Origin of the sequence: Streptomyces sp. NPDC057565 (assembly GCF_042801455.1) — a bacterium.
Lineage (GTDB): Bacteria > Actinomycetota > Actinomycetes > Streptomycetales > Streptomycetaceae > Streptomyces > Streptomyces yanii.
Map to the genome: position 1 here is coordinate 1 of NZ_JBHVFU010000041.1, position 25,323 is coordinate 25,323.

At 69.5% G+C, this 25,323-nt stretch carries 15 protein-coding genes and 1 tRNA gene; 11 read left to right on the plus strand and 5 right to left on the minus strand.

Annotated elements, in window-relative coordinates:
• Positions 1–249 precede the first annotated feature (249 nt).
• A tRNA-Thr gene (locus tag ACFU8W_RS38330) sits at positions 250–322 on the plus strand.
• Between the two features lie 44 nt (positions 323–366).
• Here ACFU8W_RS38330 and ACFU8W_RS38335 read toward each other — a convergent pair.
• Positions 367–1,272 (minus strand): oxidoreductase, encoded by a 906-nt coding sequence (locus ACFU8W_RS38335; protein ID WP_384047790.1) that lies wholly within the window; start codon positions 1,270–1,272, stop codon positions 367–369.
• Between the two features lie 41 nt (positions 1,273–1,313).
• Positions 1,314–3,941 (minus strand): SpoIIE family protein phosphatase, encoded by a 2,628-nt coding sequence (locus tag ACFU8W_RS38340; RefSeq protein ID WP_384047793.1) that lies wholly within the window; start codon positions 3,939–3,941, stop codon positions 1,314–1,316.
• A 401-nt stretch (positions 3,942–4,342) separates the two neighbouring features.
• Here ACFU8W_RS38340 and ACFU8W_RS38345 point away from each other — a divergent pair, with 401 nt between their 5' ends.
• From ACFU8W_RS38345 to ACFU8W_RS38390, 10 genes are all read left to right on the plus strand, one after another.
• Positions 4,343–9,772 carry a HAMP domain-containing protein gene (locus tag ACFU8W_RS38345; protein WP_384047796.1) on the plus strand — a complete coding sequence of 1,810 codons (5,430 nt, stop codon included), beginning with the start codon at positions 4,343–4,345 and terminating at the stop codon, positions 9,770–9,772.
• 244 nt (positions 9,773–10,016) lie between these two features.
• The gene (locus ACFU8W_RS38350; RefSeq protein ID WP_266980848.1) at positions 10,017–10,694 is read left to right on the plus strand and encodes a two-component system response regulator; all 678 of its coding nucleotides are present in this window, start codon (positions 10,017–10,019) and stop codon (positions 10,692–10,694) included.
• A gap of 168 nt (positions 10,695–10,862) precedes the next feature.
• Complete coding sequence (locus ACFU8W_RS38355) at positions 10,863–13,640, plus strand: DNA translocase FtsK (RefSeq protein ID WP_384047800.1); 2,778 nt, start codon at positions 10,863–10,865, stop codon at positions 13,638–13,640.
• 204 nt (positions 13,641–13,844) lie between these two features.
• On the plus strand, positions 13,845–14,645 hold the full coding sequence (locus ACFU8W_RS38360; protein WP_345514400.1) for a RodZ domain-containing protein: 801 nt from the start codon (positions 13,845–13,847) through the stop codon (positions 14,643–14,645).
• Positions 14,646–14,768: 123 nt separating this feature from the next.
• Positions 14,769–16,247, plus strand: coding sequence for a 30S ribosomal protein S12 methylthiotransferase RimO (rimO, locus tag ACFU8W_RS38365; protein ID WP_345514399.1), 1,479 nt, complete (start codon positions 14,769–14,771; stop codon positions 16,245–16,247).
• The gene (gene pgsA, locus ACFU8W_RS38370) at positions 16,244–16,948 is read left to right on the plus strand and encodes a CDP-diacylglycerol--glycerol-3-phosphate 3-phosphatidyltransferase (RefSeq protein WP_345514398.1); all 705 of its coding nucleotides are present in this window, start codon (positions 16,244–16,246) and stop codon (positions 16,946–16,948) included. The genes rimO and pgsA overlap by 4 nt, the downstream gene beginning before the upstream one ends.
• Positions 16,945–17,454, plus strand: a complete 510-nt coding sequence (locus tag ACFU8W_RS38375) for a CinA family protein (RefSeq protein WP_345514397.1) — start codon at positions 16,945–16,947, stop codon at positions 17,452–17,454. The genes pgsA and ACFU8W_RS38375 overlap by 4 nt, the downstream gene beginning before the upstream one ends.
• 109 nt (positions 17,455–17,563) lie before the next feature.
• Entirely contained in the window at positions 17,564–17,947 is a 384-nt protein-coding gene (locus ACFU8W_RS38380) for a helix-turn-helix domain-containing protein (protein ID WP_018105285.1), read from the plus strand.
• Positions 17,948–18,240: 293 nt separating this feature from the next.
• Positions 18,241–18,444, plus strand: coding sequence for a hypothetical protein (locus ACFU8W_RS38385; RefSeq protein WP_384047804.1), 204 nt, complete (start codon positions 18,241–18,243; stop codon positions 18,442–18,444).
• A 138-nt stretch (positions 18,445–18,582) separates the two neighbouring features.
• Entirely contained in the window at positions 18,583–18,897 is a 315-nt protein-coding gene (locus ACFU8W_RS38390) for a hypothetical protein (RefSeq protein WP_384047807.1), read from the plus strand.
• Here the strand turns inward: ACFU8W_RS38390 and ACFU8W_RS38395 are convergent.
• The 3 genes from ACFU8W_RS38395 to ACFU8W_RS38405 all read right to left on the minus strand — a co-directional run bounded on the left by ACFU8W_RS38395 (position 18,845) and on the right by ACFU8W_RS38405 (position 25,189).
• Positions 18,845–19,609, minus strand: coding sequence for an SDR family NAD(P)-dependent oxidoreductase (locus tag ACFU8W_RS38395; protein WP_384047810.1), 765 nt, complete (start codon positions 19,607–19,609; stop codon positions 18,845–18,847). The two genes, ACFU8W_RS38390 and ACFU8W_RS38395, sit on opposite strands and share 53 nt — an antisense overlap.
• Positions 19,610–19,645: 36 nt before the next feature.
• A complete protein-coding gene (locus ACFU8W_RS38400) occupies positions 19,646–20,446 on the minus strand; it encodes a DNA-formamidopyrimidine glycosylase family protein (protein ID WP_384047813.1) in 801 nt (266 codons plus the stop codon).
• An 87-nt stretch (positions 20,447–20,533) separates the two neighbouring features.
• On the minus strand, positions 20,534–25,189 hold the full coding sequence (locus tag ACFU8W_RS38405; protein WP_384047816.1) for a DEAD/DEAH box helicase: 4,656 nt from the start codon (positions 25,187–25,189) through the stop codon (positions 20,534–20,536).
• Positions 25,190–25,323 lie beyond the last annotated feature (134 nt).

Below are 25,323 nucleotides of genomic sequence, written 5' to 3' on the forward strand. Positions count from 1 at the left end.
AAGCCTTTCAGCGCCGATGGTACTGCAGGGGGGACCCTGTGGGAGAGTAGGACGCCGCCGAACAATTATTCCGGGAAAGCCCCGCACCTCTGGTGCGGGGCTTTTCTGCGTTCACGATGCCGGCCGTCGTGGCGTCCCTGTAGTGCCCGCCGCTCCGCATGGCCGGTTGGTGTTTCGGACGGTGCCGCGCGTGGTTATGTATTTCCCGGAGTTCGGGGTATGCTCTATCTCGTTGCCGCAGGGCAGCAGGCCCCAATAGCTCAGTCGGTAGAGCGTCTCCATGGTAAGGAGAAGGTCTACGGTTCGATTCCGTATTGGGGCTCAGTCAAAGTGAAAGGCCCCCACCATCGGTGGGGGCCTTTCGCTTTACCCATGGAGCGAATCGAGGCGAGCCAGTTCGTCTGCTGAAAGTCGCAGTGCCGCCGCGGCCACGTTCTCCACGAGATGGTCCGGATTGCCGGTCCCAGGTATGGCCAGTACATGCGGGCCCTGTTGCAGGGTCCAGGCCAGGCGGACCTGTGCGACCGTCGCGCTGTGCGCGCGGGCAATGGAGCGCAACACCTCGTCGCCGCTCCAGTCGGCGGCACTGGCCCCCTGCTCGCGGCCTTCGCCTGCGATGGCGAAGAAGGGCACGAACGCGATGCCTTGCTCCCCGCACAGCCGCAGGATGGCGTCGGCGTCCGTGGACCTGGACTGGACGCCGTAGCGGTTCTGCACGCAGACCACCGGGGCCACGGACTGTGCCTCGGCGAGGTGTTCGCTGTTGATGTTGGAGAGACCGAGGTGGCGGATGAGGCCGGCCTCGCGGAGCTCGGCCAGGGCGCCGAAGTGCTCGGAGACCGAATCCTGACCCATGAGACGGAGGTTGACCACATCGAGGTGGTCGCGGCCCAGCTGGCGCAGGTTCTCCTCCACCTGACCGCGCAACTCCTCCGGCCGGGCGTGGGGCTGCCATGCGCCCGACGGGTCGCGGACCGGGCCGACCTTGGTGGTGATGACCAGGTCCTTGGGATACGGCGCAAGTGCCCGGTTGATCAGCTCGTTGGCTGAGCGCAGCGACGAGAAATAGAACGCCGCGGTGTCGATGTGGTTCACACCGAGCTCCATCGCGCGCCGGAGCACCCCGATCGACTGCTCACGGTTGCTCGGCGTACCGAGGTCGAAGGCGGCGCTGCCGGTCAGGCGCATTGCCCCGAAACCGAGACGGTTGACGGTCAGGTCGCCGAGCTGCCACGTGCCTGCGGTATCCGCGGTGATTGTCTCTGAGGTCATGATCCGGAGTCTGTCAGAGGCGACTCACCGATGAGGCGCAGTCAGACGGCGGGCGGTTCAGGGACACGCATGGCCAGGATGGCCATGTCGTCGGAGGCGGGATCGGCGGCGAAGCGCTCCACTGCCCGCAGGACCCGGCCCGCCACCGCTCCGGCCGTCAGGCCCGTACATCCTGTGAGCACATCGGCCAGACCGTCGTCGCCGAGCATGCGGGTGCCCTCGCGGCGTTCCGTGACGCCATCCGTCACGCACAGCAGGACGTCGCCCGGGTCGAGGATGACGGTCTGTTCGTACAGTTCGAGGTCCTCGATGACGCCCAGCAGCGGCTGCGGTTCGGCCGCGGCCTCGACCGTGCCGTCCTGGCGCAGGCGCAGGGGGAGGGGATGCCCGGCGCACACCACTTTCAACAGGGCGCTGCCGTCCTCCTGCGGCCACAACTCCCCGTAGAGCAGGGTGAGGAAACGGCTGCGGGAGCCCTCGTCGAGGATCGCGGCGTTGAGGCGCTCCAGGACGGCGGGACCGCCGAAGCCCTCGCGGGCGAGCAGACGCAGGGCGTGGCGCGCCAGTCCTGTGACGGCCGCGGCCTCCGGGCCCGTACCGCAGACGTCGCCGATGGCGAAACCGTAGGCGCCGTCGCGGATCGGGAAGACGTCGTAGAAGTCGCCACCGACCTCGTTGCCCTCGCCCGCCGCCCGGTAGATGACCTCGATCTCGACATTGGGGACGTCGGGCAGGCCCGGGGGCAGCAGGCTGCGCTGGAGTGACTGGCTGATCGCCATGCGTTCCGAGTAGAGGCGGGCGTTGTCGAGTGCGAGCGCGGCGCGGCGGGACAGGTCCTCGGCGAGTTCGAGGATCTCTTGACGGAAGTGGTCGTCGGACGGCTTGCCGAGCGTGAGCATGCCGATGACACGGTTGCGGGCGACGAGGGGGAGGACCACTGTCTCGCCACCCACCGCAGCCGCGGTGGCCAGAGTCGTACGCATGCCGGAGCCGAGGTCGTCGGGGTGGTCGCGGCCGAGACTGCGCATGGAGGCGCCTAGGGCCGCCTCGTGGGCCGACTTGGAGGGGGCGGCCCAGACGCGGGCGCCAGGGGTCGGTACGGGGTCCGGCGGGGAGATCTTGGAGAGCAGGGCCTTGAGACCGTCGATGAGCTCCTCGTCCTCATGGAGCACGTACGAGAGGTACGGCTCCGAGGACTGGTCGGCGATCGTGTAGACGGCGCACCAGGTGGCCAGGGTGGGGACCGTCATCTGGGCCATCAGGGCAAGGGTCTGGTCCCGGTCGAGGGTGCCGGCGAGGAGGTCGGACGCCTCGACGAGGAAGGACAGCGAACCGCGGCGGAGCCGTTCCAGTTCGCCGAGGCGGGCCGATTCGACGGCGAGAGCGATACGGTCCGCGGCGAACTGGAGACGCAGGGCCTCCTCGTTGGTATACCGGCCGGGCGATTCCGCCGCGACGCCCAGCGACCCCGTGAGGCGTCCTTCGACCTTCAGCGGGACGGTCACGACGGAGCGCATACCGGTGTCGCTGAGCAGCGGCACGGCGCCGGGGACGACCGTGAGGTCTTCGTGCACGGCCGGCATCCGGGCGGAGCCGTACCGACCCGTGCCCGCTTCCACGGGGACGCGGGCGAAGCGCTGACGGGCGGACGGGAGGCCGGTCGTGGCCCGGACCTCCAGTTCGGTCTCGTCATCGGTGGCCAGCAGCAGGAAGGCCGAATCCGCATCGAGCATGTCGCGGGCCCGTTCGACGGTGCGCTGGAGCAGCCCGTCGAGGTCGTCGGGGGCGGGGGAGCCGATGAACACCTCGAAGGGGTCCGTCTTACGGTTCTCGGAGCCTGCGTCGGTGACCGGGGCGCGCACCGGTGACTGGAGTACGGCACGTTCGTGGTCGCGGACCAGAAGACAGACCGTGGACGGTTCGCCCTGGGTGTCGCGGACTCTGAGGTGGGAGGCGTACACGGGGATGGTACGGCCGTCGGCGCCCCGGATGCCGTAACTGCCTTCCCAGCGGGAGAGCTGGAGCGCGTCGACGATTCCGGTGCTGGTGCCGGGGGTCTGCGGCCAGGCGGTGAAGTCGGTGAGCTGTTTGCCGGTGACCTGTTCCGCGGTGTGCCCGAAGAGGAACGCGGCGTCGTCGTTCCACCCGGCGATGGAACCGGAGTGATCGATCTGTACGACGGCGACCCGGACGCGGTCGTCCGCGACCGGGAGGAGGTCGGTGGGGAGCAGGGGGCCCGCGGAACGGATGCCCACCGGGCGCTCGGGAAGATCGAGCTGGAACCAGACCTGTTTGTGCGCCGGGGTGTACTCGACACCCCACCGGGAAGCGAGTGCCGCGCAGAGCAGCAGACCGCGGCCGCCCTCACGATCGGGGCTGCCGAAGTCGAGTCCGGTGCTCTGGAGCGGGATCTCCCGCTCCGGGTAGTGATCGGATACCTCGACCCGGACGCCGTGTTCCGTACGCAGGCACAGCACGTCGGCGGCGGTGCCTGCATGCACCACGGCGTTGGTCACGAGCTCGCTGGTGAGCACGACCGCGTCGTCGACGATGTCGGTGTACCCCCACCCCTGCAGGGTGTCGCGGACAAAGGCGCGGGCGGTCGCGACGGAGCGCCCGACCGGGTCGAAGGTGGCAGCCGCGCGCGCGGTGATCACAGCACTCCCCATTTGGTGTCTCGTCGCTTCCCCGAGTCCTGTGCCCGTTTCTCGCCGCTTCGATTCGCTTGCCAGGCTAGACGCTCGCTCTCGGTATCGGGTACACGAGGGCCGACTTCGGGCAAGCGCGACCAGGAAACGATGTCCGGTCGGACAAGTGTGGTCTTCCCAACGGAGGGATGCGGGACAACCGTTGGAGGTTCCACCTCGATCAGTTCCGGCCTGGTAGCTTTCAACGATTTGACGTCCGCATGGTCACCCGTCGACGGTGGACTGTGGCGGTGAGCCAATGTGGAACTGGGCAAGATCCCAGGCAAGGCCCGAGCGATACGGTCAACCCCTGCGGGAGGGACACGGTGGAGTCTGGCGTGGCGGCGCGGGGATCAGAAACGCGCACAAAAGGCGGACAGTCCGTGAAGAAACAGCGCAATGGAACCATCGAAGTGGACGCCGCGGCGCTCAACAGACTGCTGGCCGGCCTGGTGGCAATGCGCGACGGGAATTTCCGCAGGCGTCTGACCGTCTCGGGCGAGGGGCCGATGGCGGAGATCTCGGCGGTCTTCAACGAGGTCGCCGACCGCAATCTCCACCTCACCGGCGAGCTGGCCCGGGTACGTCGCGTGGTCGGGCGCGAGGGGAAGCTCACCGAGCGCCTGGAGACCGGGGCCTGCGAGGGCTCCTGGGCCGCGGCCATCGATGCCTCGAACGAGCTGGTCGACGACCTGGCGCGGCCGGTCTCGGAGGTCGGGCGGGTGCTGTCGGCGGTGGCCGACGGCGATCTGGAACAGCGGATGGAGCTCCGGTCGCACACGGCCGACGAGACCGTGCGACCGCTGCGCGGCGAGTTCCTGAAGGTGGCCCGTACGGTCAACAACCTGGTCGACCAACTGGCGGCATTCACCGAGCAGGTGACGCGGGTCGCGGTCGAGGTGGGTACCGAGGGCAAGCTGGGCGGACAGGCCCAGGTGCGAGGAATGTCCGGTTCCTGGAAGGACCTCACGGACTCCGTCAACACCATGGCGTATCGGCTGACCGCGCAGGTGCGGGACATCGCCCTGGTGACGACGGCGGTCGCCAAGGGCGATCTGTCGCGGAAGGTCACCGTCCATGTGGCCGGCGAGATGCTGCAGCTGAAGAACACCGTCAACACGATGGTCGACCAGCTGTCCTCGTTCTCCTCCGAGGTGACCCGGGTGGCCCGTGAGGTGGGCACGGAGGGTGAACTCGGCGGGCAGGCGACGGTGCCCGGTGTGGCCGGCGTGTGGAAGGACCTCACCGACTCCGTCAACACGATGGCCGGGAACCTCACCTCGCAGGTGCGTGGGATCGCCGAGGTGACGACGGCGGTCGCCAGTGGCGACCTGTCGCAGAAGGTCACCGTGAGCGCCCGCGGCGAGGTGGCGCAGCTGGCCGAGACGATCAACCAGATGACCGAGACGCTGCGGACCTTCGCGGACGAAGTGACGCGGGTGGCCAGCGAGGTCGGTGGCGAGGGCCTGCTCGGTGGCCAGGCGCAGGTGCCGGGTGCGGCGGGCACCTGGAAGGACCTCACCGACTCGGTGAACACGGTCTTCCGGAACCTGACGACGCAGGTGCGGGACATCGCACAGGTGACCACGGCGGTGGCCAGCGGTGACATGACGCAGAAGGTCACCGTGGATGTGGCCGGCGAGATGCTGGAGCTGAAGAACACCGTCAACACGATGGTGGACCAGCTCCAGTCCTTCGGTTCGGAAGTGACCCGGGTCGCCCGGGAAGTCGGTGTCGAGGGCCGGCTGGGCGGGCAGGCCGAGGTGCCGGGTGCGGCGGGCACGTGGAAGGACCTCACGGACTCGGTGAACACGGCGTTCCGGAACCTGACGGGCCAGGTGCGGGACATCGCGCAGGTGACGACCGCGGTCGCGAACGGTGATCTGTCGCAGAAGGTCACCGTGGATGTGGCCGGCGAGATGCTGGAGCTGAAGAACACCGTCAACACGATGGTGGCGCAGCTGTCGTCCTTCGCCGACCAGGTGACCCGGATGGCGCGGGACGTGGGCACGGAGGGCCGCCTCGGCGGTCAGGCGCGGGTCGACGGCGTCTCCGGTACGTGGAAGGAGCTCACCGACTCCGTCAACTTCATGGCCGGGAACCTGACCTCCCAGGTGCGTCAGATCGCGCAGGTGACCACGGCGGTCGCGCGGGGCGATCTGTCGCAGAAGATCGACGTGGACGCGCGCGGCGAGATCCTCGAACTGAAGAACACCATCAACACGATGGTGGACCAGCTCTCCGCCTTCGCCGAGCAAGTGACCCGGGTGGCCCGCGAGGTGGGCACCGACGGGCGGCTCGGTGGCCAGGCGCAGGTCCCCGGCGTGGCCGGGGTGTGGCGCGATCTGACCGACTCGGTGAACGGCATGGCGGGGAACCTCACCGCTCAGGTCCGTAACATCGCACAGGTCGCCACCGCGGTGGCGCGCGGTGATCTGTCGCAGAAGATCGACGTGGACGCGCGCGGCGAGATCCTCGAACTGAAGAACACCCTCAACACGATGGTGGACCAGCTCTCGAACTTCGCCGAGCAGGTGACCCGGGTCGCCCGTGAGGTGGGTACGGAAGGCATTCTGGGCGGCCAGGCCGAGGTGCAGGGCGTGTCCGGTACGTGGAAGGACCTCACCCAGTCCGTCAACGGCATGGCGAACAACCTGACCTTGCAGGTCCGCAACATCGCCGAGGTCACCACTGCGGTCGCCAAGGGCGATCTCTCCAAGAAGATCACCGTCGACGCCAAGGGCGAGATTCTCGAACTGGTGACGACCGTCAACACGATGGTCGACCAGCTGCTCAACTTCGCCGACGAGGTGACGCGAGTCGCCCGTGAGGTGGGTACCGAGGGCATCCTGGGCGGTCAGGCGCGGGTGCGCGGGGCGACCGGCATCTGGAAGGACCTCAGCGACAACGTCAACCTGATGGCCAACAACCTGACCAGCCAGGTGCGGAACATCTCCCGGGTCTCGTCCGCGGTGGCCAACGGCGATCTGACCAAGAAGGTCACCGTCGAGGCGCGCGGCGAGGTCGCCGAGCTGGCCGACACCGTCAACACGATGGTGACGACGCTGTCCTCGTTCGCCGACGAGGTGACGCGAGTCGCCCGCGAGGTGGGTACCGAGGGCGAGCTGGGCGGTCAGGCGCGGGTGCCGGGCGTCTCCGGTACGTGGAAGGACCTCACCGAGTCGGTGAACTCGATGGCGTCCAACCTGACCGGTCAGGTGCGCCAGATCGCCACGGTCACCACCGCCATCGCCAAGGGCGATCTGACCAAGAAGATCGACATCGACGCGCGCGGTGAGATCCAGGAGCTGAAGAACACCATCAACACGATGGTCGACCAGCTGTCGTCCTTCGCCGAGCAGGTGACCCGGGTGGCCCGTGAGGTGGGCACCGAGGGTCAGTTGGGCGGCCAGGCGCGGGTCCGGGACGTCGACGGAACCTGGCGCGATCTCACCGAGTCCGTCAACGAGATGGCCGGGAACCTGACCCGTCAGGTGCGGGCCATCGCGGCTGTCGCCACCGCGGTGACCCGTGGCGATCTCAACCTCAAGATCGATGTGGACGCGGCCGGTGAGATCCAGGCCCTGCAGGACAACATCAACACGATGATCGCCAACCTGCGCGACACCACGGCCACCAACAAGGAGCAGGACTGGCTCAAGGGCAACCTCGCCCGGATCTCCGGTCTGATGCAGGGACGCCGTGATCTCGACGACGTCGCCTCGCTGATCATGAGCGAGCTGACCCCGGTCGTCTCGGCGCAGCACGGGGCGTTCTTCCTGGCCATGCCCACCGGTGACACCGACGCGGTGGTGGCGGACGCGGACCGGGACGGTGCGTACGTACTCCGCATGCGGGGCAGCTACGGCTACTCCGCAGGCTCGATGCCGACGTCCTTCCGGCCCGGCGAAACGCTCATCGGCACGGCGGCGGAGGAGAAGCGGACGATCCAGGTGGACAACGTGCCGCCGGGCTATCTGAAGATCTCCTCGGGCCTGGGCGAGGCACCGCCGGCGCATGTCATCGTGCTGCCGGTGCTCTTCGAGGGGCAGGTCCTCGGCGTGATCGAACTGGCCTCGTTCCAGCCGTTCACCCACATCCAGCGGGACTTCCTCAACCAGCTCGCCGAGATGATCGCGACCAGCGTCAACACGATCAGCGTCAACACCAAGACGGAGAAGCTCCTGGAGCAGTCGCAGGAGCTGACCGAGCAGCTGCGCGACCGCTCGGAGGAGCTGGAGAACCGGCAGAAGGCGCTCCAGGCATCCAACGCCGAACTGGAGGAGAAGGCCGAACTGCTGGCCCAGCAGAACCGCGACATCGAGGTGAAGAACACCGAGATCGAGGAGGCGCGGCAGGTCCTGGAGGAGCGGGCCGAGCAGCTCGCGGTCTCGATGCGCTACAAGTCCGAGTTCCTGGCGAACATGTCGCACGAGCTGCGCACGCCGCTCAACTCGCTGCTCATCCTCGCCAAGCTGCTCGCGGACAACGCCGAGGGAAATCTCTCCCCGAAGCAGGTGGAGTTCGCCGAGACGATCCACGGCGCAGGTTCCGACCTGCTGCAGCTGATCAACGACATCCTCGATCTGTCGAAGGTCGAGGCGGGCAAGATGGATGTCAGTCCGACCCGGATCGCACTGGTCCAGCTGGTCGACTACGTGGAGGCGACCTTCCGGCCGCTCACCGCCGAGAAGGGGCTCGACTTCTCCGTACGGGTGTCGCCGGAGCTTCCCGCCACGCTGCACACGGACGAGCAGCGGCTCCTCCAGGTGCTGCGGAACCTCCTTTCCAACGCGGTGAAGTTCACCGACAGCGGCGCCGTCGAGCTGGTGATCCGGCCTGCCGGCGCGGATGTGCCGAACGCCATCCGGGAGCAGCTCCTGGAAGCGGGTTCGCTGCGCGACGCCGACGCCGATCTGATCGCGTTCTCGGTCACCGACACCGGGATCGGGATCGCGTCCAGCAAGATGCTGGTGATCTTCGAGGCGTTCAAGCAGGCAGACGGTACGACCAGTCGCAAGTACGGCGGCACGGGGCTCGGGCTGTCCATCAGCCGGGAGATCGCGCGGCTGCTGGGTGGCGAGATCCATGCGTCGAGCGAGCCGGGTCGCGGCTCGACCTTCACGCTGTATCTGCCGCTGCAGCTCAGCGAGCTGCCGCCGCAGGGCTACCCGCAGATCGGCCCCGGTTCTGTCGAGACGCACGGTGCGGTGGCCCCGAGCGGCCTGGTCCCGGAGGCGGGTTCGGGGACGGCGCTGCACGATGCGGCCGGTTCCGCGGGGCTGTTCCGGCGGCGCCGCAAGGCGCTCGGCGGAGCGGAGCGGCGGACGGCGCTGCCGTCCAGGAGCACCGTACGCACCGAGCCGGCCGCACCGGCTCAGGAGTTGTTGACCCAGTTCGGTCAGGAGGAGCCCGAGGTCCGCAGGGTCTTCCGGTTCAACGGCGAGAAGGTTCTCATCGTCGACGACGACATCCGTAACGTCTTCGCGCTCACCAGCGTGCTGGAGCAGCACGGGCTCTCGGTGCTGTATGCGGAGAACGGGCGCGAAGGCATCGAAGTCCTGGAACAGCACGACGATGTGACGGTCGTGCTGATGGACATCATGATGCCGGAGATGGACGGCTACGCGACGACGACGGCGATCCGCAGGATGCCGCAGTTCGCCGGGTTGCCCATCATCGCGCTGACCGCGAAGGCGATGAAGGGCGACCGGGAGAAGGCGATCGACTCCGGTGCTTCCGACTATGTCACCAAGCCTGCCGATCCTGATCATCTGCTCTCCGTTATGGAGCAGTGGATGCGCGGAGAGTGATCACCTCTGGAGCGAATCCCGATAAGTTCCTGATCGACTGTGCTCGAAGGGGTGTGAGAACGCGGTGGGCGGGGAACCTTCTGGTTTCCCACCGCGTTTCCGGTACGTGCACAGTGACATCGTGGTGACAGGGTGTGGTGACGGGCGGGGTGCGGCTACCATGACCGGCACAAGGACGGACGGCGTAAGGGAGTCGTCCCCTGGGGCGGCGCCCGGTGCAATTCCGGGGCGAGGAGGACGGGCCATGGTGCAGAAGGCCAAGATCCTCCTGGTCGATGACCGGCCGGAGAATCTGCTGGCGCTGGAGGCCATCCTCTCTGCGCTCGATCAGACGCTGGTACGGGCATCGTCAGGGGAGGAAGCGCTCAAAGCGCTGCTCACGGACGATTTCGCGGTCATTCTGCTGGACGTCCAGATGCCGGGCATGGACGGTTTCGAGACCGCCGCGCACATCAAGCGGCGGGAGCGGACCCGGGACATCCCGATCATCTTCCTCACCGCGATCAACCACGGTCCGCATCACACCTTTCGGGGTTACGCGGCCGGCGCGGTGGACTACATCTCGAAGCCGTTCGATCCCTGGGTGCTGCGTGCCAAGGTCTCGGTCTTCGTCGAGCTGTACATGAAGAACTGCCAGTTGCGTGAGCAGGCGGCGCTGTTGCGGCTGCAGCTGGAGGGTGGCGGCCACCCCGGCGCCGACCAGGAGAAGGAGCCCGCCGGACTGCTGGCCGAGCTCTCGGCGCGCCTCGCGGCCGTCGAGGAGCAGGCGGAGGCGCTCTCCAAGCAACTCGACGACGAGTCGGCGGACGCCGCCGCGGTGGCCACCGCGGCCCATCTCGAACGGAAACTGACCGGACTGCGGCGTGCGCTCGATGCGCTGGAGCCCGGCACCGGAAGCGGCACGGCCGCGCTTCCCTCGTAACGCCGCCGCTCACCGAACCCCCCCCCGTCCGGGAACCGGGTTCGGGGACGGCCGCTCGATCCGCCCCTGGTGAGGGCACGTCAGTTTCCGGCCTCTGCAGGGCGACACGGTTGGGTGAACCCAGAGGGGCACGTGTTCACGGCGGCCAACACCGGTAACCTCGGCCCCATGGCCTCACGTACGTCCGGCAAGGGTTCCCAGGGCACGGCGGGCACCGCGAAGCGTCCCGGCCGTACCGGGGGCCCGGCGAAGAAAGCCGCGCCCGCGAAGAAGAGCGCACCCGCGAAGAAGGCTTCGGCCAAGAAGGCTCCGGCCAAGAAGGCGGTGGCGAAGAAGGCGGCTGCGCCCAGGCCCGCGCCGTCTCCCACCGGGGGTGTGTACCGGCTGGTGCGCGCCGTCTGGCTCGGTGCGGCGCACGCCGTCGGCGCCATGTTCCGCGGTATAGGGCGCGGCGCGAAGGGACTTGATCCCGCACACCGCAAGGACGGCGTCGCGCTGCTGCTGCTCGGTCTCGCGCTGGTCGTGGCCGCGGGCACCTGGTCGAATCTCCGGGGGCCCGTCGGCGACCTCGTCGAGATGCTCGTCACCGGTGCCTTCGGACGCCTCGATCTGCTCGTACCCATACTTCTCGGGGCCATCGCCGTACGGCTGATCCTCTATCCCGAGAAGCCCGAGGCCAACGGCCGCATCGTCATCGGGCTCTCCGCCCTGGTCATCGGCGTGCTCGGGCAGGTCCACATCGCGTGCGGTTCGCCCGGCCGCGGGGACGGCACCGAGGCGATACAGGACGCCGGCGGACTCATCGGCTGGGCCGCCTCCAAGCCGCTGGTCTTCACCATGGGCGAGGTCCTCGCCGTGCCGCTGCTCCTTCTTCTCACTGTCTTCGGTCTGCTCGTCGTCACCGCGACCCCGGTGAACGCGATTCCGCAGCGGCTGCGGCTGCTCGGCTCCAAGCTGGGGATCGTCGACCCGGTGCACGACCCCGAGGCGGAGGGCGAGAGCGACGACGAGCGGTACGACGAGCAGTGGCGCGAGGCGCTTCCCGCCCGCTCGCGGCGCTCGTCCGTACGCCGTTCCGAGGCGCCCGAGGAGTACGCCCCCGAGCGGGCGGAGGCCGAGGCACTCTCCAAGCGCCGCAGGCCGCGCAGGCCGTCCGTGCAACCCGCGATGAACCGCACCATGGACGCGGTGGATATTGCCGCGGCCGCGGCCGCGGCGCTCGACGGCGCGGTGCTCAACGGCATGCCGCCCTCGGCGATCGTCGCCGATCTCACCCAGGGCGTCTCCGTCGAGCGTGACCGCGAGCGCACGGGAACCCCGGTGCCCGGTGCCCGTGAGGCCGAGTCGGGCACCGGGGCGGGGAAGGGCTCGGTGACCTCCGGCGGCGTACCCGATCTGACGAAGCCCGCCCCCGATCCGTCGCAGTCCCAGCCTCTGCCGGCCCGCGCCGAGCAGTTGCAGCTCTCCGGCGACATCACGTACGCGCTGCCCTCGCTCGATCTGCTGGAGCGCGGCGGTCCGGGCAAGACCAGGAGTGCTGCCAACGACGCGATCGTCGCCTCCCTGACCAACGTCTTCACCGAGTTCAAGGTCGACGCCGCCGTCACCGGCTTCACCCGCGGACCGACGGTGACGCGGTACGAGGTGGAGCTCGGCCCGGCCGTGAAGGTCGAGCGGATCACCGCGCTGGCCAAGAACATCGCGTACGCCGTCGCCAGCCCCGACGTCCGGATCATCTCGCCGATCCCGGGGAAGTCCGCCGTCGGCATCGAGATCCCCAACACCGACCGGGAGATGGTCAACCTCGGCGATGTGCTGCGCCTCGCGGACGCGGCCGAGGACGACCACCCGATGCTGGTCGCGCTCGGCAAGGACGTCGAGGGCGGCTATGTGATGGCCAACCTCGCGAAGATGCCGCACGTGCTGGTGGCCGGTGCGACCGGTTCCGGCAAGTCGTCCTGCATCAACTGCCTGATCACGTCGGTCATGGTGCGGGCGACCCCGGACGACGTGCGGATGGTGCTGGTCGACCCCAAGCGCGTCGAACTGACCGCGTACGAGGGCATCCCGCACCTGATCACACCGATCATCACCAACCCGAAGCGCGCCGCCGAGGCCCTGCAATGGGTCGTACGGGAGATGGACCTCCGGTACGACGACCTCGCCGCGTTCGGTTACCGGCACATCGACGACTTCAACCAGGCCGTGCGCAACGGCAAGGTCAAGCCGCCGGAAGGCAGCGAGCGTGAGCTCTCGCCGTACCCGTATCTCCTGGTGATCGTCGACGAGCTCGCCGACCTGATGATGGTCGCTCCACGTGACGTCGAGGACGCCATCGTCCGCATCACCCAGCTGGCGCGCGCCGCCGGTATCCACCTGGTGCTCGCGACCCAGCGGCCCTCGGTCGACGTCGTCACCGGTCTGATCAAGGCGAACGTGCCCTCCCGGCTCGCCTTCGCGACCTCGTCGCTCGCGGACAGCCGCGTGATCCTGGACCAACCCGGCGCCGAGAAGCTCATCGGAAAGGGTGACGGACTGTTCCTGCCGATGGGCGCCAACAAGCCCACCCGCATGCAGGGCGCCTTCGTCACCGAGGGCGAGGTCGCGGCCATCGTCCAGCACTGCAAGGATCAGATGGCGCCGGTCTTCCGCGAGGACGTGGTGGTCGGCTCCGCCAAGAAGAAGGAGATCGACGAGGACATCGGCGACGACCTCGATCTGCTCTGCCAGGCAGCCGAACTGGTCGTCTCCACCCAGTTCGGGTCCACCTCGATGCTCCAGCGCAAGCTGCGGGTCGGCTTCGCCAAGGCAGGCCGGCTGATGGACCTGATGGAGTCGCGCAACATCGTCGGACCGAGCGAGGGGTCCAAAGCGCGCGACGTCCTGGTGAAACCCGACGAGCTGGACGGGGTGTTGGCCCAGATCCGCGGGGAAACCGCGTCGTAAGGGTGGGAAGAGCAACCGTTTCGTCGGGTCGTACGTCAATTTGACTGGAGGGACAGCAGAATGTACTTCCACGGGGCGGTCCGGTAAATAGGACAGTGTTCGAATCTGATGGCGTACAAAGTCCGCTCTCCCGGTTGCCCCACCCTTTCGTACCACCCCTAGACTGAACACCCAGCAGGTGGCTCACGCTCGAAAGGCGCCCCCGTGTCCATCGGCAACTCCCCCGAAGACGACCGGCCTTCGATCGGTCGAGTGCTCCAGCAGGCTCGAATCGCCGCAGGTCTCACGGTCGAAGAGGTCAGCTCGTCCACCCGGGTGCGCATTCCCATCGTGCACGCGATCGAAGAGGACGACTTCACCCGCTGTGGCGGCGACGTGTACGCCCGCGGCCATATCGGTACGTTGGCGCGTGCCGTCGGCATCGATCCGGAACCACTGGTTTCGCAGTACGACGGCGAGCACGGCGGCCGTCCCGCGCCCACACCGGCGGCGCCGCTGTTCGAAGCCGAACGGATCCGTTCCGATCCCCGTCGGCCCAACTGGACCGCGGCCATGGTCGCGGCGATCGTGGTCGTCATCGGCTTCGTCGGCTTCACCTTCTTCAAGGGTGGCGACGACAGTGATACGACCACCCGGGTCGCCGAGGGCTCGACGCCCAACACGACCAGTCCCAAGCCCAAGCCCACCAAGTCCACCGACCCCAAGCCCGCGCCCTCCGACAGCGCCATCGCGGCAGCCCCGCGGGACAAGGTGACGGTCAAGCTCAGCGCCACTCAGGGCAAGAGCTGGATCTCCGCCAAGGACCACAATGGGCGGATGCTCTTCGACGGTCTGCTGCAGAAGGGCCAGTCCAAGACCTTCCAGGACAAGGAGCGCGTCGACCTCGTCCTCGGAGACGCCGGCTCGATCGAGCTCTTCGTCAACGGCAAGAAGGTCGAGGACAAGTTCCAGCCGGGTCAGGTCGAAAGGCTCACGTACACGAAGGGCGACCCCGAGGTCGGCTGACCGACAGCACGTCGTGACACGAGCGCCCGGCCGTCCGGCCGGGCGCTCGACCCGTTGTTACTCGCTGTCACAGGGGAACCCTGCTCGGCGGGGCCAGTGCCAGGACAAAGTAGTCTTGAGCCCATGCCCGAACGCCGTACCGTCGCCCTTGTCACTCTTGGCTGCGCCCGTAACGAGGTGGACTCGGAGGAGCTCGCAGGCCGCTTGGCAGCGGACGGCTGGGAGCTCGTCGAGGACGCCTCCGACGCGGATGTCGCCGTCGTCAACACCTGTGGGTTCGTCGAGGCCGCCAAGAAGGACTCCGTCGACGCACTCCTCGAAGCCAACGATCTGAAGGACCACGGCCGGACCCAGGCCGTGGTCGCCGTCGGCTGCATGGCCGAGCGCTACGGCAAGGACCTTGCCGAAGCCCTGCCGGAAGCCGACGGAGTCCTCGGATTCGACGACTACGCCGATATCTCCGACCGCCTCCAGACCATCCTCAACGGGGGCATCCACGCTTCCCATACCCCGCGTGACCGGCGCAAGCTGCTGCCGATCAGCCCGGCCGAGCGGCAGGACGCCGCCGTCGCGCTGCCCGGACACGCGCAGGAAGCCGCCCCGGCCCCCGCGGACCTCCCCGACGGGGTCGCTCCGGTCTCCGGGCCGCGCGCCCCGCTGCGCCGCCGGCTGGGCACCAGCCCGGTCGCCTCGGTGAAGCTCGCCTCCGGCTGCGACCGCCGCTGTTCGTTCTGCGCCATTCCGTCCTTCCGCGGTTCCTTCATCTCGCGGCGCCCCTCGGACGTGCTGCAGGAGACCCGCTGGCTGGCCGAGCAGGGCGTCAAGGAGGTCATGCTGGTCTCCGAGAACAACACCTCGTACGGCAAGGACCTCGGCGACATCCGGCTGCTGGAGACACTGCTGCCGGATCTCGCCGACGTCGACGGGATCGAGCGGATCCGGGTCAGCTACCTGCAGCCCGCCGAGATGCGGCCCGGTCTGATCGACGTACTGACCTCGACGCCGAAGGTCGCCCCGTACTTCGACCTCTCCTTCCAGCACTCCGCCCCCGGTGTGCTGCGGGCGATGCGGCGCTTCGGCGACACCGACCGCTTCCTGGAGCTCCTGGAGACCATCCGGAGCAAGGCGCCGCAGGCCGGTGCGCGGTCGAACTTCATCGTGGGCTTCCCCGGGGAGACCGAGGCGGACCTCGCCGAGCTGGAACGCTTCCTCACAGGCGCGCGGCTCGACGCGATCGGTGTCTTCGGATACTCCGACGAAGAGGGAACCGAGGCCGTCGGTTACGACAACAAGCTGGATTCCGACGTCATCGCGGAGCGGCTCGCGCACATCTCGCAGCTGGCCGAGGAGCTGACCTCGCAGCGTGCCGAGGAGCGGCTCGGGGAGTCCCTGCAGGTGCTGGTCGAGTCCGTCGAGCCCACCGAGGACGAGCCGCGCGCGGTCGGGCGTGCTGCGCACCAGGCACCCGAAACGGACGGCCAGGTGCTCTTCACCGCACGCGAGGGTCTCGTACCGGGCCGTATGGTCGAGGCAAAGGTGGTGGGCACCGAAGGAGTGGACCTGGTGGCTGAGTGTTCCGAGCTTGTGGAGGCAGCCAGATGACGGGAGTCCCGGCATCCGCGCCGGGCGGTTCCGGCGCGAAGCCGGTCCGTGGCGGCAAGCTGGGCGCTGCGGCCGTCAACCAGGCCAGCCTGTGGAACATCGCCAATATCCTCACCATGGCGCGGCTGCTGCTGGTACCGGGTTTCGTCGTGCTGCTGCTTCACAACGGCGGCTACGACCCCGCCTGGCGGTCCTTCGCCTGGGCGGCGTTCGCCGTCGCCATGATCACCGACCTCTTCGACGGTCATCTGGCGCGTACGTACAACCTGGTCACCGACTTCGGGAAGATCGCCGACCCGATCGCCGACAAGGCGATCATGGGGGCCGCGCTGATCTGCCTGTCGTACCTCGGTGATCTGCCGTGGTGGGTCACCGGAGTGATCCTCTTCCGCGAGATCGGCATCACGCTGATGCGGTTCTGGGTGATCCGGCATGCGGTGATCCCGGCCAGTCGCGGCGGGAAGATGAAGACGCTGGCACAGGGGACAGCCGTCGGGATGTACGTCCTGGCGCTGACCGGCCCGCTCGCCACACTGCGCTTCTGGGTGATGGCGGTGGCCGTCGTGCTGACGGTCGTCACCGGGCTCGACTACGTGCGTCAGGCCGTCGTGCTGCGTCGCCAGGGTCTGGCGGCCGAACGGGCCGCAGCGGCGGCTGCCGAGGCGTCCGGGGTCCGTGGCCCGGCGGAGGCCGAGCGGTGACTGCCGCGGCCCGGGTGCTGCAGCAGCTCGTGCGGCGAGGGGAGACCCTCGCCGTCGCCGAGTCGCTGACCGGCGGCCTGGTTGCGGCGGAGCTCACCTCCGTACCCGGTGCCTCGCGCTCCTTCCGCGGGTCCGTGACGGCGTACGCGACGCCCCTGAAGCGGGATGTGCTGGCCGTGGACGGGGCCCTGCTGGCAGCGCGTGGTGCCGTGGATCCCGAGGTCGCCCGGCAGATGGCGATCGGTGTCCGACGGATTCTCGGTGCAGACTGGGGAGTGGCGACCACCGGTGTCGCGGGACCCGATGCACAGGACGGAAAGCCGGTCGGAACGGTCTATGTCGCCGTGGCAGGGCCGGGCGGCGCGGAGAAAGTGGCCGCTCTGCGGTTGAACGGTGACCGGGCGGACATCCGTAGAGAGAGCGTACGGAGCCTGCTTGAACTGCTCTCCGGAGAACTCGACGACAATGCGAGCGCACAGGATACGGAACAGAACGGGGGGAATTGATGTTTGCAGCCCTGAGTGAACACGACATCGCTCCCCGCACGGCCGCAGCGCGAGGCGGTACGGTGGGGCGTGAAGGATGCGGCTACGCGGTCCGAGGAGGGAGCCACCGATGATTCTGCTCCGTCGCCTGCTTGGTGACGTGCTGCGTCGGCAGCGCCAGCGCCAAGGCCGTACTCTGCGCGAAGTCTCCTCGTCCGCCCGAGTCTCGCTCGGCTATCTCTCCGAGGTGGAGCGGGGGCAGAAGGAGGCATCCTCCGAGCTGCTCTCCGCCATTTGCGACGCGCTTGACGTACGGATGTCCGAGCTCATGCGTGAAGTGAGCGATGAGCTGTCGCTGGCTGAGCTGGCCGAGTCGGCAGCAGCCAGCGATCCGGTACCAGTGCCGGTACGCCCAATGCTCAATTCCGTCTCCGTGACGTCGGTGGCAGGTGTGCCGACGGGAAGGGTGACGATCAAGGCACCCGCGGAAGCGGTGGATGTCGTCGCCGCCTGACCCGCGCGGTCCGGTGTGAACCAGAGCCCCGGCCGGCCCCTTCGCGGGGGTGGCCGGGGCTCTGGTGTGTGTGGACGCCGCCGGGGACTCGCGCGCCGGTCAGGGATGCGTGCGCCGGTCAACGAAGCGTGTGTCTCAGGACGCCCTGTGTCCGGAGCACCGCTTCAGCTCATCCACTTCGTGGAAGTAGCTGCTCTTCGGCACCGGGACACAGCCTGGCTCGAACGCGGTCTGCTTCGTGGTCGATGCAGTCGCGGTACGGCCGACAGAGGTGGACGGTGCATGATCGCAGCGTGACGAGCGGCGCGCATCGGGGCAGTCGGAGCGGCCCGGCGATCGTTCACCTCGGGGACCCGGAGGCCGTACCGGAGGTTCTGGATGCGGCGCCGGTGGTCCCGGGCGAGACTGCAGAGAGGAACACCACGGTCACCGAGATCGCGCAGTGCCTGAGCGGTATCGGTTCCGGGGTGCTGTTCCATGCGCAGCTCGGGCCGTGAACCTGCGGCAACACGACTGGACGAGCCAGACGGAGAGCGCGTAACGGTGTCCGCCCCGGACATGCGCGCCGGTACTGCGCCGGTGCGCCCTCCCGCTGGGCGATCGGGCCGGACTAGGTTCGGCCGGAGGAGGCAGCCATGGTACGGAGGTGGGTGCCCGCGCTCGTTCTCGGCGGGGTGTGGTGGTGGGCCGTGCTCCGGCTGGTCCTTCAGCCGGAACATGCCGGGCTGGTCGAGGGCGCGGTGACGGTGGGCGGATGGGGGCTCAGCCTCCTGCCCGTCCATGTGGCCGCGAGCGTCCGGCCCACGGGAACGATCAGGGCCCGTGCGGAGACGCTCGGTGCTGCCGCGGGCGCGTGGTGCGTGGCCGGGGTGCGCGGTGTCGAGACGGCATGGCGCACTACCAGGGCATGGCGACGCCGCCGTTCGGACGGAGAATCTGGCCCGTCATGAAGGCCGAAGCATCGGATGCGAGATGCAGGACCGTGTGGGCGACGTCCTCGGGCTCACCCACCCGGCCGAGCGGGGATATCCGTACCATCGCCCCCTCGGCCCGATGCTGCTGCTCTGCGTCGTGGCGGGCGGTCATCGGCGTACGGATCCAGCCGGGAGCGACGGCATTGACGCGGATGCCCTGAGGACCCAGTTCGGTCGCCAGGGTCCTGGTCAGCTGGACGACTGCTGCCTTGGCCGCGCTGTAGCAGAGAAGTCCCGGACCTGAGGCGTCGACTGCGCCCGAGGCCATGGTGATCAGCGAGCCGGGTGCGCCGCGCGCGATCATGCTGCGGGCGACCTCCTGGCAGGCGTACAGAACCCCCTTGAAATTGACGGCCATGACGCGGTCGAGGTCCTCGTCAGCCGTCTCCAGAACGCTGCTCGTATGCATGATTCCGGCGACGGCGGCCAGGATGTCGACCTCACCCGCTGCGGCGACCGCGCTCCTGAGTCGACTGCGGTCGGTGACATCGAGGGGATGGGTGTGGGCTGCGCCACCCGCGGCAGTGATCATCTCCCGGGTCTCCAGGAGGCCCTTCTCGTCGAGGTCCGCGCAGTGGGCGATGGCTCCCGCCTTCGCGAGCAGGACGGCGCAGGCTCGGCCGATGCCGCCGGCCGCTCCGGTGACGAACGCGGATCGGCCGGTGAGGTCGTACGCGGTGACAGGCATGTCCGGACCGTACGACTGAATCTGACGATGCGTCAACTATGGTGTGGGGCCTGACTGGCAGCGGGGGCACCAGTAGGCGGGGCGATTGTCCTGTTCCGACGCGCGAATGGGCGTGCCGCAGCGCAGACACGGGCGGTGTGTCCTGCCGTAGACCCAGAGACGCTCACGGGGGCCGTATCCGTTGGGTTGTGCTCGGGTGGTCGTGCGGACCGTGCGGTTGCGGTTGGCTTCGAGGAGCTGCTTGGCCGTGGTGACCAGACGGGCGGCGGTGGAGGCGGGCAGCTCACCGACGGGGAGCCAGGGGGTGGCGCGCGCGAGGAAGCAGAGCTCGGCCTTGTAGATGTTGCCGATGCCGGCCAGGTTGCGCTGGTCGAGGAGGGCTTCGCCGAGGGGGCGGCCGGGGTCGGCCAGCAGGTTGCGCAGGGCGGTGTCGGGGTCCCAGCCGGGTCCCAGCAGATCGGGCCCGAGGTGGCCGACCGCCTTCTCCTCGTCGGCTGTGCGGAGGAGCTCGAGAACGGGGAGCCGGTAGCCGACCGCGGTGTGGTGGGCGGTGGAGAGGACCGCGCGGATCTGGTGGCCCGGGCCCCCGCGCCAGCGCTCGCGCGGAGCGTAGAGGCGCCAGGCGCCGTCCATCCCCAGATGGCTGTGCAGGGTGAGGCCACCCTCGATCCGGGTGAGGAGATGCTTGCCGCGCGGGGTGACGTCGACAACGGTCCGGCCCGTGAGGTCCGCGGTGGCGAAGCGGGGGACGCGCAGGTCGGAGTGGGTGAGGGCCTGACCGGCCAGCACGCTGTGCAGACGCTCGGCGGTCTGTAGGACGGTATCTCCTTCGGGCATACCTCCATGATGCGCGGTGCGGCGTGGGCATGCGGGCGGGAATCGGGGGTGCGTGCGGCGCTGTGCGGGCCGAGGTGTGCTGCGGGGTCACGCGCGCAGTCGGAGGCCCCTTGGAGTGGCGTGGAATCCGGCCGTCTCCAGTGTGCGGCCCAGCGGCGAGGTCAGGGACGAGGCGCCGTTGGTGCGCTCCACCGTGACCGTGCCGAGTGCCCCCGCGCGCGCCGCACCGGCCAGCGCCTCGGCGGCCGCCCGGAGCGCGGGGTCCTCCGGGTCGGTCGGCCAGGCGAGCAGCGTCTTGCCGCCGCGCTCCATGTACAGCGTCAGTTCGCCGTCGACCAGGACGACCAGGGCACCTGCCTTGCGTCCCGGTCTGTGTCCGGCGCCGTCCGGCGGTTCGGGCCAGGACAGGGCCGCGCCGTACGCGTTGGCCGGGTCGGCGGCCGCGAGCACCAGGGCGCGGGGCGCCGAGCCCGGTTCCGTACGGTCGCGGGCGGTGGAGACCGCACGGAGCCGGTCGACCGCACCGTCCATCGCGAACTGGGCCGCCCCAAGCCCCTCGACGACATAGCCGCGGCGGGCCTGCCCGTTGTCCTCGAAGGCGGCAAGGATGCGATACGTCGCGGCAAAGCCGCCCTCGACGCCTTCGGCCTGGACCGCGCCTCGGGTCACCACACCGTGCCGGTCGAGGAGGGTGCGGGCCAGGGCGTGGGCGCGGTGCGTGGGATCGGGCTCGGTTCCGGGGAGCAGGGACCAGCGGCCCGAGACGGTGGGCGGACCGGTGCGCGACGCGGGGCGGGCCGTGGCGGTGAGCGAGCCGTAACGGCCGCGCGGGACGCTGCGCTTGGCGCGGTGGGCCGTCGATCCCGCCGTGCGTCCGGAGCCGAGGAGCGAACGCAGCGGGGCCAGCGTGTCGTTGGTCAGCCGGCCGGACCAGGTCAGGTCCCAGAGAGCGTCGGCGAGTTGCGGATCGGTGCAGTCCGGGTGCGTGGTGGCGCGTACCTGATCGGCGATCTGCCGGAAGAACAGCCCGTATCCGCCGGTCAGTGCGGTGAGGACGGATTCGTGCAGCGCGCTGAGTTCGAGAGGGTGCGGGGGTGGGAGGAGCAGGGGCGCGCTGTCGGCGAGATAGAGGGACAGCCAGCCGTCCTTGCCGGGAAGGGCACCCGCACCGGCCCAGATCACCTCGCCGGTGGTGGTGAGTTCGTCGAGCAGAGCGGGGGCGTATCCCGTGACGCGTCCCGGCAGGATCAGTTTCTCCAGCGCCGACGCGGGGACCGGAGCGCCCTGCAACTGCTCGATGGCGCGGGCCAGTCCGTCGATTCCTCGCAGGCTGTTGTTCCCGATGTGCTGCCACTGCGGAAGGAAGCCGGCGAGCGCGGCGGGCGGGACCGGCTCCAGCTCCTGGCGCAGGGCGGCGAGCGAGCGGCGGCGGAGCCGGCGCAGCACCGTGGCGTCACACCACTCCTGGCCGATGCCGGCGGGGTGGAACTCGCCCTGCACAATCCGGCCTGAGGCGGCAAGCCGCTGCAGCGCGCCGTCCGTGACGGCGGTGCCGAGACCGAAGCGGGCAGCCGCCTGGGTGGAGGTGAAAGGGCCGTGCGTGCGGGCGTAGCGGGCGAGGAGGTCGCCGAGCGGGTCCTTCACCGGCTCGGTGAACGCCTCCGGGACGCCGACCGGGAGGGCCGTGCCCAGCGCGTCCCGCAGCCGGCCGGCGTCCTCGATCGCCGCCCAGTGGTCGGCTCCGCCGATCCGGACCCGGATGGCCCGGCGGGCCGAGGCGAGCTCCGCGGCCCAGGGCTGCTCGGCGCCGCGCTCGGCCAACTCGGTCTCGGTGAGCGGACCGAGGACGCGCAGTAGATCGGCGACGCCTTCGATGTCCTTGATCCGGCGGTCCTCGGTGAGCCACTGGAGCTCCTGCTGCAGCTCGCCCAGCACCTCGGCGTCGAGCAGCTCGCGCAGTTCCGCCTGGCCGAGAAGCTCGGCGAGGAGACGGGAGTCCAGCGAGAGCGCGGCCGCCCGCCGTTCGGCCAGCGGCGAGTCGCCCTCGTACAGGAACTGTGCGACGTAGCCGAAGAGGAGCGAGCGGGCGAAGGGCGAGGGCTCCTGGGTGGTCACCTCGACCAGGCGGACGCGGCGTGCTTCGAGGTCCCCCATCAGTTCCACGAGTCCGGGGACGTCGAAGACGTCCTGAAGGCATTCGCGGACCGCTTCGAGAACGATCGGGAAGGAGCCGAACTCGGAGGCCACCTGGAGGAGCTGGGCGGCACGCTGGCGCTGCTGCCAGAGCGGGGTGCGCTTGCCGGGGCTGCGACGGGGCAGCAGCAGGGCGCGCGCCGCGCACTCGCGGAAGCGGGAGGCGAACAGGGCCGATCCGCCGACCTGGTCGGTGACGATCTGGTTGATCTCGCCCTGGTCGAAGGCGACATCGGCGGCGCCGACCGGAGGCTGGTCGCTGTCGTATGCCGCGGCCAACGGGGCAGCCGGTTCCCGGACCGGTTCCTCGGACGGATCGAAATCCAGGAGGTCCAGGCCCATCATGTCGGCGTCGGGGAGCCGCAGCACGATGCCGTCGTCGGCATGCATCACCTGGGCATCCATGCCGTACCGCTCGGCGAGCCGCGCACTCAGAGCCAGCGCCCAGGGGGCGTGGACCTGCGCGCCGAAGGGGGAGTGCACGACGACCCGCCAGTCGCCCAGCTCGTCGCGGAAGCGCTCGACGAGGATGGTGCGGTCGTCGGGGACATGGCCGCAGGCGGCGCGCTGCTCGTCGATGTACGACAGGACGTTGTCGGCGGCCCAGGTGTCGAGACCGGCGGCGAGCAGCCGCGATCCGGCGTCCTCGGGTGACAGTCCGCCGATCTCGCGGAGGAAGGCGCCCAGCGCGCGACCGAGCTCCAGCGGGCGGCCCAGCTGGTCGCCCTTCCAGAACGGCAGCCGTCCCGGAACGCCCGGGGCGGGCGACACCAGGACCCGGTCGCGGGTGATGTCCTCGATCCGCCAGGAGGTGGTGCCCAGGGTGAAGACATCGCCGACCCGGGACTCGTACACCATCTCCTCGTCCAGCTCGCCGACCCGGCCGCCGCCCTTCTTGGGGTCGGCCCCGGCGAGGAAGACCCCGAAGAGCCCGCGGTCGGGGATCGTGCCGCCGGAGGTGACGGCGAGCCGCTGGGCGCCGGGGCGGCCCGTGACCGTACCGGCGATGCGGTCCCACACCACGCGCGGACGCAACTCGGCGAAGGCATCGGACGGATAGCGGCCCGCCAGCATGTCCAGCACGGCCGTGAACGCCGATTCAGGGAGCGAGGCGAAGGGGGCCGCGCGGCGGGTCACGGCCAGCAGGTCGTCCACCTGCCAGGTGTCCAGGGCGACCATGGCCACCAGCTGCTGGGCCAGCACGTCCAGCGGGTTCGACGGGATCCGGAGCGCCTCGATCGAGCCGGTGCGCATCCGCTCGGTGACCACCGCCGCCTGCACCAGATCCCCCCGGTACTTCGGGAACACCACTCCGGTGGAGACCGCTCCGACCTGGTGTCCGGCACGGCCGACCCGCTGCAGCCCGGAGGCGACCGACGGCGGCGACTCCACCTGGACCACCAGGTCGACCGCACCCATGTCGATGCCCAGCTCCAAGCTGGAGGTGGCGACCACGGCGGGCAGCCGGCCCGCCTTGAGGTCCTCCTCGACCTGGGCGCGCTGCTCCTTGGAGACCGAACCGTGGTGGGCACGGGCGAGCAGCGCGGGGGCGCCCTTCGCCGCACCGGACTCGGCCATGATCTCGGCGGGGGAGTGGGCCTCCGGCATCGTCTCGCCGGTGACCCGCTCGTACGCGATCTCGTTGAGCCGGTTGCACAACCGCTCCGCGAGACGGCGGGAGTTGGCGAAGACGATGGTGGAGCGGTGCGCCTGGACGAGATCGGCGATCCGCTCCTCGACATGCGGCCAGATCGACGGCTTGTCCGCCTGACCCGCCTGGTCCGGGTCCGTGGCGGGGGAACCGCCGAGCTCGCCCAGGTCCTCCACCGGCACGACCACCGATAGATCGAACTGTTTGGTGGACGGCGGCTGGACGATCTCCACCTTGCGCTGCGGGGAGAGGAACCGCGCCACCTCGTCGACCGGACGGACCGTCGCCGACAGACCGATCCGCCGCGCGGGACGCGGCAGCAGCTCGTCGAGGCGCTCCAGCGATACAGCGAGATGGGCGCCCCGCTTCGTACCGGCGACGGCGTGCACCTCGTCCAGAATCACCGTCTCGATCCCCGACAGGGCCTCGCGTGCCGACGACGTCAGCATCAGGAACAGCGACTCGGGGGTGGTGATCAGGATGTCCGGCGGGCGGGTCGCCATGGAGCGGCGCTCGGCGGGCGGGGTGTCGCCCGACCGGATACCCACCCGCACGTCGGGCTCGGGCAGGCCGAGGCGCACCGATTCCTGGCGGATGCCGGTCAGCGGCGAGCGGAGGTTGCGCTCGACATCGACCGCGAGGGCCTTGAGCGGCGACACGTACAGCACGCGGCAGCGCTTCTTCGCCTCGGCGGGCGGCGGAACGGCTGCCAGCCGGTCCAGCGCGGCGAGAAACGCGGCGAGCGTCTTGCCCGATCCGGTGGGCGCGACGACCAGCACGTCCGAGCCCTCGCCGATCGCCCGCCAGGCGCCCTCCTGCGCGGACGTCGGCGCGCTGAAGGCACCCGCGAACCAGCTGCGGGTGGCGGGGGAGAACGCATCGAGAGTAGAGCCGGCCATGTCCCCCATCGTGCACCCGACCACTGACAACGGAGTGAGGTCGGAGGGTGACGGGGTCGGCACCACGAGATGACGAGGGTCGGCACCGGAGGGCGGGGACGGCCGGTACCGGACGCCGACCACGGCCCGTACCT

What these genes read in the sequence shown, in the direction of transcription:
- ACFU8W_RS38335 (WP_384047790.1), bottom strand. Translation starts at nt 1,272, where the DNA reads ATGACCTCAGAGACAATCACCGCGGATACCGCAGGCACGTGGCAGCTC.
- ACFU8W_RS38340 (WP_384047793.1), bottom strand. Translation starts at nt 3,941, where the DNA reads ATGGGGAGTGCTGTGATCACCGCGCGCGCGGCTGCCACCTTCGACCCG.
- ACFU8W_RS38350 (WP_266980848.1), top strand. Translation starts at nt 10,017, where the DNA reads ATGGTGCAGAAGGCCAAGATCCTCCTGGTCGATGACCGGCCGGAGAAT.
- ACFU8W_RS38355 (WP_384047800.1), top strand. Translation starts at nt 10,863, where the DNA reads ATGGCCTCACGTACGTCCGGCAAGGGTTCCCAGGGCACGGCGGGCACC.
- rimO (WP_345514399.1), top strand. Translation starts at nt 14,769, where the DNA reads ATGCCCGAACGCCGTACCGTCGCCCTTGTCACTCTTGGCTGCGCCCGT.
- pgsA (WP_345514398.1), top strand. Translation starts at nt 16,244, where the DNA reads ATGACGGGAGTCCCGGCATCCGCGCCGGGCGGTTCCGGCGCGAAGCCG.
- ACFU8W_RS38380 (WP_018105285.1), top strand. Translation starts at nt 17,564, where the DNA reads ATGATTCTGCTCCGTCGCCTGCTTGGTGACGTGCTGCGTCGGCAGCGC.
- ACFU8W_RS38390 (WP_384047807.1), top strand. Translation starts at nt 18,583, where the DNA reads ATGGTACGGAGGTGGGTGCCCGCGCTCGTTCTCGGCGGGGTGTGGTGG.
- ACFU8W_RS38395 (WP_384047810.1), bottom strand. Translation starts at nt 19,609, where the DNA reads ATGCCTGTCACCGCGTACGACCTCACCGGCCGATCCGCGTTCGTCACC.
- ACFU8W_RS38400 (WP_384047813.1), bottom strand. Translation starts at nt 20,446, where the DNA reads ATGCCCGAAGGAGATACCGTCCTACAGACCGCCGAGCGTCTGCACAGC.
- ACFU8W_RS38405 (WP_384047816.1), bottom strand. Translation starts at nt 25,189, where the DNA reads ATGGCCGGCTCTACTCTCGATGCGTTCTCCCCCGCCACCCGCAGCTGG.